General features: G+C 63.4%; 8 protein-coding genes. 3 read left to right on the top strand and 5 right to left on the bottom strand.

Translation table 11 applies throughout. The features are described 5' to 3' along the window. Nucleotides 1-76 precede the first annotated feature (76 nt). The 4 genes from K3752_RS17560 to mutM all read right to left on the bottom strand — a co-directional run bounded on the left by K3752_RS17560 (nucleotide 77) and on the right by mutM (nucleotide 2,731). A complete protein-coding gene (locus K3752_RS17560; RefSeq protein WP_170343116.1) occupies nucleotides 77-304 on the bottom strand; it encodes a hypothetical protein in 228 nt (75 codons plus the stop codon). Between the two features lie 238 nt (nucleotides 305-542). Next, nucleotides 543-806, bottom strand: a complete 264-nt coding sequence (rpsT, locus tag K3752_RS17555) for a 30S ribosomal protein S20 (protein WP_093963612.1) — start codon at nucleotides 804-806, stop codon at nucleotides 543-545. Between the two features lie 230 nt (nucleotides 807-1,036). Continuing rightward, nucleotides 1,037-1,813, bottom strand: coding sequence for an enoyl-CoA hydratase (locus tag K3752_RS17550; RefSeq protein WP_260063945.1), 777 nt, complete (start codon nucleotides 1,811-1,813; stop codon nucleotides 1,037-1,039). Nucleotides 1,814-1,879: 66 nt separating this feature from the next. Next, nucleotides 1,880-2,731: a bifunctional DNA-formamidopyrimidine glycosylase/DNA-(apurinic or apyrimidinic site) lyase gene (gene mutM, locus K3752_RS17545; protein WP_260063944.1), complete on the bottom strand. Its 852-nt coding sequence runs from the start codon at nucleotides 2,729-2,731 to the stop codon at nucleotides 1,880-1,882. 86 nt (nucleotides 2,732-2,817) lie between these two features. Here mutM and ubiE point away from each other — a divergent pair, with 86 nt between their 5' ends. Next, nucleotides 2,818-3,570 carry a bifunctional demethylmenaquinone methyltransferase/2-methoxy-6-polyprenyl-1,4-benzoquinol methylase UbiE gene (ubiE, locus tag K3752_RS17540; RefSeq protein WP_260063943.1) on the top strand — a complete coding sequence of 251 codons (753 nt, stop codon included), beginning with the start codon at nucleotides 2,818-2,820 and terminating at the stop codon, nucleotides 3,568-3,570. 3 nt (nucleotides 3,571-3,573) lie between these two features. After that, entirely contained in the window at nucleotides 3,574-5,103 is a 1,530-nt protein-coding gene (ubiB, locus tag K3752_RS17535; protein WP_260063942.1) for a 2-polyprenylphenol 6-hydroxylase, read from the top strand. Between the two features lie 94 nt (nucleotides 5,104-5,197). Here ubiB and K3752_RS17530 read toward each other — a convergent pair whose 3' ends face one another. Continuing rightward, on the bottom strand, nucleotides 5,198-6,373 hold the full coding sequence (locus tag K3752_RS17530; protein ID WP_260063941.1) for an acetyl-CoA C-acyltransferase family protein: 1,176 nt from the start codon (nucleotides 6,371-6,373) through the stop codon (nucleotides 5,198-5,200). 117 nt (nucleotides 6,374-6,490) lie between these two features. Between K3752_RS17530 and K3752_RS17525 the strand changes: the two genes are divergently transcribed. After that, nucleotides 6,491-7,057, top strand: a complete 567-nt coding sequence (locus K3752_RS17525) for a helix-turn-helix transcriptional regulator (RefSeq protein WP_170526198.1) — start codon at nucleotides 6,491-6,493, stop codon at nucleotides 7,055-7,057. Nucleotides 7,058-7,131 lie beyond the last annotated feature (74 nt).

Below are 7,131 nucleotides of genomic sequence, written 5' to 3'. Positions count from 1 at the left end.
CCAGCGCCTCACGCATCCCAATATTTTTGACCTAATCGGCCTTATGATTGTGACCGGTATCCCGGTTCTTATGCGTTCACTCGCGCGCAGATATTCGGTCGCCGAAACCCCAGGAATCGGCGGGAATATCAGTGGTCACGACGCTTGCCTGTTTGACGACGACCAAAAAGTACAGCCGCCCAAACCGCGGTTTGCGCCACGCAGTTCCAGTTTTCGACAGGGCCAAGATCATCGGAGTAGCCGAGATCCGCAGCAGATCGTCAAACCGGTTGGCACCGGTTGCCGACATTCGCCCCTGGATCATTCTGATGCCCGTCAGTCCGATCGCAGGAACAGCCTGTCCCCCCAAGCGAGTGAATCGCTGAAACTGTCGTAGCAAGAGGCAATGGGGCCGGGCAACGAAACTCTGATATTGACTCGGGTCTTTGGGCGAAAGAATCTCTCGGTTTCGTGAAGGCGCGGCATTCTGGCAACAACGCAAAAGGCGCCGCACGGGGCGACGCCTTCGAAACCAGAATGAACCAGCAAATGTTGACGCGAGGTCAACCTAGCGCTTTGACGCGCGCCGACAGGCGCGACATCTTGCGGGCTGCGGTGTTCTTGTGGAACACGCCTTTGGTGACGCCGCGCATCAGCTCGGGCTGGGCCGCGCGCAGAGCGGCGGTTGCTGCGTCCTTGTCGCCGGATGCGATTGCTTCTTCGACCTTGCGCAGGAAGGTGCGGATGCGCGAACGACGTGCTTTGTTGATTGCATAACGCTTCTCGTTCTGACGAGCGCGTTTCTTTGCCTGGGGCGAGTTTGCCATGTGTCTCTGACCTTTGTTCGGTACGTTTGTCTAGGGTTGCACGTCACGGAATTACCCGCACCGGATCAGAAATCACGAGTGTGAATCGGGCCAAGCGGGCCGCACGCGCATGTATGGTGGCGGTCAATAGCCAAGTTTTCAGACTTTGCCAAGCCGATTCTTGGCCTTGTTGCCCGCCACGAAAAAAGGCGGGCAACGCCCGCCTGATCCTACTGTCTTGTCGGCGCCGCTTATTTGTCGCGGAACTGGGCCGCGCGCTTTTCAAGGAATGCGGCCATGCCTTCCTTCTGGTCTTCGGTCGCGAACATCGAGTGGAACACGCGCCGCTCGAACAGCATGCCCTCGCTCAGCGGAACCTCGTAGCTGCGGTTGACCGCCTCTTTCGCGGCCATCGCGGTCAGCAGCGATTTCTCGGCAATCTTCTGGGCCGCGCCGGTCGCCTCTTCGATCAGCTTCTTGGCCGGCACCACGCGCGACACCAGGCCCGCGCGCTCGGCCTCTTCGGCATCCATGAACCGGCCGGTCAGGTTCATGTCCATCGCCTTGGACTTGCCCACGAACCGCGTCAGGCGCTGGCTGCCGCCCATCCCGGCGATGACGCCCAGATTGATTTCCGGCTGGCCGAACTTGGCGGTGTCGGCGGCGATGATGAAATCGCACATCATGGCCAGTTCGCACCCGCCGCCCAGCGCATAGCCCGCGACCGCCGCGATGATCGGCTTCCGGATCGCGGTGACCCGGTCGTTGGCGTCGGCGAACAGGTTGGTGGTGTAGACATCGACAAAGCTCATCTCGGACATCTCCTTGATGTCCGCGCCCGCGGCGAATGCCTTTTCCGATCCGGTGATGACGATGCAGCGCACCTTGTCATTGGTGTCCGCGTCCTCGAGCGCCTCGCACAGCTCACCCAGAAGCTGAGTGTTCAGCGCGTTCAACGCATCGGGTCTGTTGAGCTTGATTAGGGCGACGTGGTCTTCGATTTCGACGATGATCGTCTCAAAAGCCATGAGGTCTGAGCTTTCGGTTGTTCCGTTCAGGTCCAATTCCTTACCACGCGGAAAACTCGGATCAAGCTATCTTTGGCATTGCGCGCAATAGAAGGTTGAGCGTCCCGACTGGGTGATTCTGCGGATTTCGGCTCCGCAGCCCTCGGTCCGGCAGGGCTGGCCCTCGCGCCCGTAGACGTCGAAACTGTGCTGAAAATATCCAAGCTCTCCATCGGCTTGCCGGAAATCGCGCAGCGAGGATCCGCCGGCCTCGATGGCCTCGGCCAGCACCGTCCGGATCACCGGAACTAGGGCCCCGACACGCCCGGCCGAGATCTGACCCGCCTTGCGACGTGGCGACACTCTGGCGCGGTAGAGCGCCTCGCAGACATAGATGTTGCCCAGCCCGGCAACGATTCTCTGGTCCAGAAGCGCCGCCTTGACCGGTGTGGCCCGGCCGCGGAAGGCGTCGATCAGATAGGTCTCGTTGAAATCGTTGCCCAGCGGTTCCGGCCCCAGCACGGTCAGCAGCTTGTGCTGCTCGGCGGTGGCAGTGGGCATCAGGTCCATCGCCCCGAACCGGCGCGGGTCATTGAAGGTGATGCACGCGCCGTTGGCCATGTGAAACACCACATGGTCATGTTTCTGCGGCATCGGATGATGATGCACGAACTGGCCCAGCGGATCGCCCGACACAGTCATGCGGCCCGACATGCCCAAGTGAATCAATAGGGTTTCGCCGCCGCTCAGATCGGCCAGGATGTATTTCGACCGCCGCCGCAGACGTTCGACCCGCTGGCCGGTCAGCCGTTCGGCCATCCGCTCGGGGAAGGGCCAGCGCAGATCGGGGCGGTTCACGTCCGCCCTTTCGATCACCACGCCTTCCATCGCCGGGGCAAGGCCGCGTCTTACTGTCTCGACCTCGGGCAATTCGGGCATTAGACGGCTCCTATTCCAAAGGGCCGCATTGTGCCCCGGTTTCCAGGCCCTATAACAGAGACGAAATTCGACGAACGGCAAGGCTTATGTCCGACAACAGCGACAAGACCACTCATTTCGGTTTCGAAACCGTCCCCGAGGCCGAAAAGGCTGGGCGCGTGCAGGGCGTATTCAATTCGGTCGCGTCGAAATACGACGTGATGAACGACGTGATGTCGATGGGCATCCACCGGGTCTGGAAAGACGCGATGATGGACTGGCTGGCGCCACGCCCCGGTCAGCGCCTGCTGGACGTGGCGGGCGGCACCGGTGACATCTCGTTCCGCTTCCTCAAGCGGGCAGGCCACGGCCATGCCACCGTTCTGGATCTGACCGAGCCGATGCTGATCGAGGGTCGCAAACGCGCCGAGGCCGCGCAGATGGCCGAGAGCCTGGATTGGGTGGCGGGCGACGCGATGGCGCTGCCGTTCGAGGACAACACCTTTGACGTCTACACCATTTCCTTCGGCATCCGGAACGTGACCCGCCCGCAAGAGGCCTTGAACGAAGCCTACCGCGTGCTCAAACCCGGCGGACGACTGATGGTGCTGGAATTCAGCCAGCTGCCCAATGAAGGGCTGCAGAAACTCTACGACCTTTACAGCTTCAACGTGATCCCGCGCATGGGCAAGCTGATCGCGAACGACTACGACAGCTATCAATACCTGGTCGAATCGATCCGCAAGTTCCCCGATCAGGATACCTTTCTGGGCATGGTGCGCGCCGCCGGATTCGAAAACGCGAAATACCGCAACCTCAGCATGGGCATCGCGGCCCTGCATTCCGGCTGGAAGATCTGACGCATGCGCGGCCCCCACAACATCATCCGCCTGATCCGCACAGGCGCCACGCTGGAGCGCACCGGCGCCATGAACGTGGTGCTGGACGCGTTCGAGGCTCCGCGCGCGTTGCGGATCGTGGCCCACACTCTGGGCAAACCGTTCCAATGGCTGGGCTACAAGGGCGACCCGTCCATGCCGCCGGCGACCCGGGCGCTCACCGCCCTGGGCCCGGCCTACATCAAGTTCGGTCAGGTCCTGTCCACGCGCCCCGATGTCGTCGGCGAAGAGCTGGCCGAACAGCTGCGCGTCCTGCAGGACAAGCTGCCCCCCTTTCCACGTGACGTGGCCATGGCCGAGGTGGAAAAGGAGCTGGGCCAACCGCTGGATCAGATGTTCTCGGAGTTCAGCGAACCGATCGCGGCCGCCTCGATCGCGCAGGTCCACAAGGCCAAATTGGCCAGCACAGGCGAGGACGTGGCCGTCAAGGTCCTGCGCCCCGGCATCGAACGCGCGTTCCGCAAGGATGTGGATGCGTTCTATTTCGCCGCCCGGATCGTCCAGCTTTTCGCCCCCGGTGCGCGCCGACTGCGCCCGATGGAAGTGATCGAGCATTTCGACGGCGTCGTCCGCGGCGAACTGGATCTCAGGCTCGAAAGTTCGGCGGCCTCGGAATTTGCCGCCAACACGCAGAATGACGAAGGCTTCTGGCTGCCGCCCGTGGTCTGGTCGCTGTCCGCGCGCCGGGTCATGACGCTCAGCTGGGCTGACGGTATACCGCTGGGCGACAACGCCGCGCTGGACGCCGCCAATCACGACCGCCGCGATCTGGCCGAGCGCGTGCTGCGCCTGTTCCTGCTGCACGCCCTGCGCGACGGCTTCTTCCACGCCGACATGCATCAGGGCAACCTCAAGGTCGCCGCGAACGGCGACATCATCGCCTATGACTTCGGCATCATGGGCCATATCGACGAATACACCCGCCGGGTCTATGCCGAGATCCTCTTCGGCTTCATCCGCCGCGACTACAAGCGCGTGGCCGAGGTGCATTTCGAGGCTGGCTACGTCCCGGCCGATCAGGACGTCGATGAATTCGCCCGCGCCTTGCGCGCGGTCGGCGAGCCGATCTTCGGCATGGATGCCACCCATATCTCGATGGGCCGCCTGCTGAACTACCTGTTCGAGGTGACCGAACGCTTCGGCATGGAAACCCGCACCGAACTGATCCTGCTGCAACGCACGATGGTGGTGGTCGAAGGCGTCGCCCGCTCTCTCGACCCGCATATGAACATCTGGGAGGTCGCCCGCCCCGTGGTCGAGGACTATATCAAGCAGTCCATCGGTCCCCGCGCCGCCCTGCGTGATTTTGGAAAAACTGCGCTGGTTCTTGCACGGTTCGGGCCCCGCCTGCCTGATCTGGTCGAAAATGCCCTGATCGCCCAGACCCGCAAGGAGGATCCCTCCGGGTCAGATTTCTGGCCCAAGGCCATTCCCGCCGCAATCGGGGCGGCAGCCGGGGCAGTGGCCGTCCTGATCCTTTCGGGCCTGGGCTGACGGACGCCCACGCTTCATCTGACCAAAATTATTCTCGGGGGGAATCGCGCCCCGGCGCGATTGGGGGCAGACAGCCCCCCTGCCCAGCCCGGGATCAGAGCCGCTCGACGGCGATGGCAATCCCCTGCCCGCCACCGATACACATGGTGATCAGCCCTTTCGACCCGCCGATGCGCTCCAACTCGTACAGAGTCTTCAGCGTGATGATCGCCCCGGTGGCCCCCACCGGATGACCCAAGGCGATGGCCCCGCCATTCGGGTTCACCTTCGCCGGGTCCAGCCCCAGTTCCTTGTTCACTGCCAGCGCCTGGGCGGCAAAGGCCTCGTTGCTTTCGATCACGTCGAAATCGCTCGCCGACAGGCCGGTCCGCTCCAACAGGTTGCGCACGGCCGGAACCGGGCCGATCCCCATGACTTCTGGGCGAACGCCGGCATGGGCATAGCCCAGGATGCGCGCCTTGGGCGTCAGGCCGGCTTTTTCGGCGGCACCCGCCGTGGCCAGAACCATCGCCGCCGCGCCGTCATTGATGCCCGAGGCGTTGCCCGCGGTCACACGCCCGTCCTTCTGGAACACCGGGCGCAACCCGGCCAGGGCCTCGGCCGTGGTCGCCTTGGGATGCTCATCGACCTTGAAATCGACCATGTCGCGCTTGACCTTGACCTGCACCGGCGCGATCTGGCTGTCGAAACAGCCCGCCTCAATCGCGGCCGCCGCCCGCTGCTGGCTGGTCAGCGCAAACGCGTCCATCTCCTCGCGCGTGATCTGGTGTTCATCGGCCACGTTCTCGGCGGTGACGCCCATATGGCCGGTGCCAAAGGGGCAGTTCAGCGCGCCCAGCATCATGTCCAGCGACTTGATGTCGCCCATCTTCGCGCCCCAACGCGCCTGCGGAACGATGTAGGGGCTGCGCGACATGTTCTCGGCCCCGCCGGCCACTGCAAATTCGGCATCCCCAAGCATCAGCGATTGAACCGCCGATACGATGGCCTGAGCACCCGACCCGCACAGCCGGTTCACGTTCATCGCCGGGGTGCCGTTCGGAATGCCCGCCTGCATCGCCGCGACGCGCGACAGGTACATGTCGCGCGGCTCGGTGTTGATGACATGCCCGAACACCACATGCCCGATCCGGTCGCCTTCGACGCCGGATTTCTCAAGCGCGGCCTTGGTCACGACGGTGGCCAGATCGATCGGCGCAGTCGCGGCCAGCGACCCTCCGAACGTACCGATTGCGGTGCGGGCACCGTCCAGAATCACGATGTCGGTCATGTCTCTCTCCTTTTGGATTTGCGCGCAGTATGCACCCGCGGCATGAACCTGTCGCGCTGGACGTTCCGTCATCGGCGGAATTGACAATTCGCGCCCGGACGCGCAAGAAATTCCGCCATGACGGAAAATTCAGACGATATCCTGACACGCCTGCCCGCCCGCCTGAAAGAGGCCCGGCGCGCCAAGGGGCTGTCACTGGAAGCGGTGGCCAATCTCAGCGGTGTCTCCCGGTCGATGGTCAGCCAGATCGAACGCGGCGAAAGCAGCCCCACGATCTCGACCCTGTGGAACCTGACCCGCGCGCTGCAGGTCGATTTCGCCGGTCTTCTGGAAGAGTCCGAGACCACCGACCAGATCGAGGTGCTGCGCAGCGCCGAGGTGCCCAGCATCGACAACATGGGCCAGTCCTGCCGGATCCGCATCCTCTCGCCTCCCGAAGAGGCCGGGGGCCACGAGGTCTATGATATCCGGTTCGACGCGGGTGGAGCGTTGAACAGCCAGCCCCATGCCCGCGGCGCGCGCGAACAGCTGACCGTGCTGGAAGGGGCCGTCCGCGTCACCTCGGGCGCCGCGACGATGGAACTGCGCCAGGGCGACACGGCCCGGTATGCGGCCGATGTGGCCCACGCCATCGCGGCGCCGGACGGACCCGCCCGCGTGTTCCTGATCGTCAAGAACGCCTGATCCGCACATATCGGCCAATTTCCGCCTTCACGGATTTTTTTCCGCCATACTGCAATTCTCCTATTTGGGAAGCG

The organism is Ruegeria sp. B32 (assembly GCF_025141855.1).
GTDB lineage: Bacteria > Pseudomonadota > Alphaproteobacteria > Rhodobacterales > Rhodobacteraceae > Ruegeria > Ruegeria arenilitoris.
This window is presented reverse-complemented; position numbering and strand designations above follow the sequence as displayed.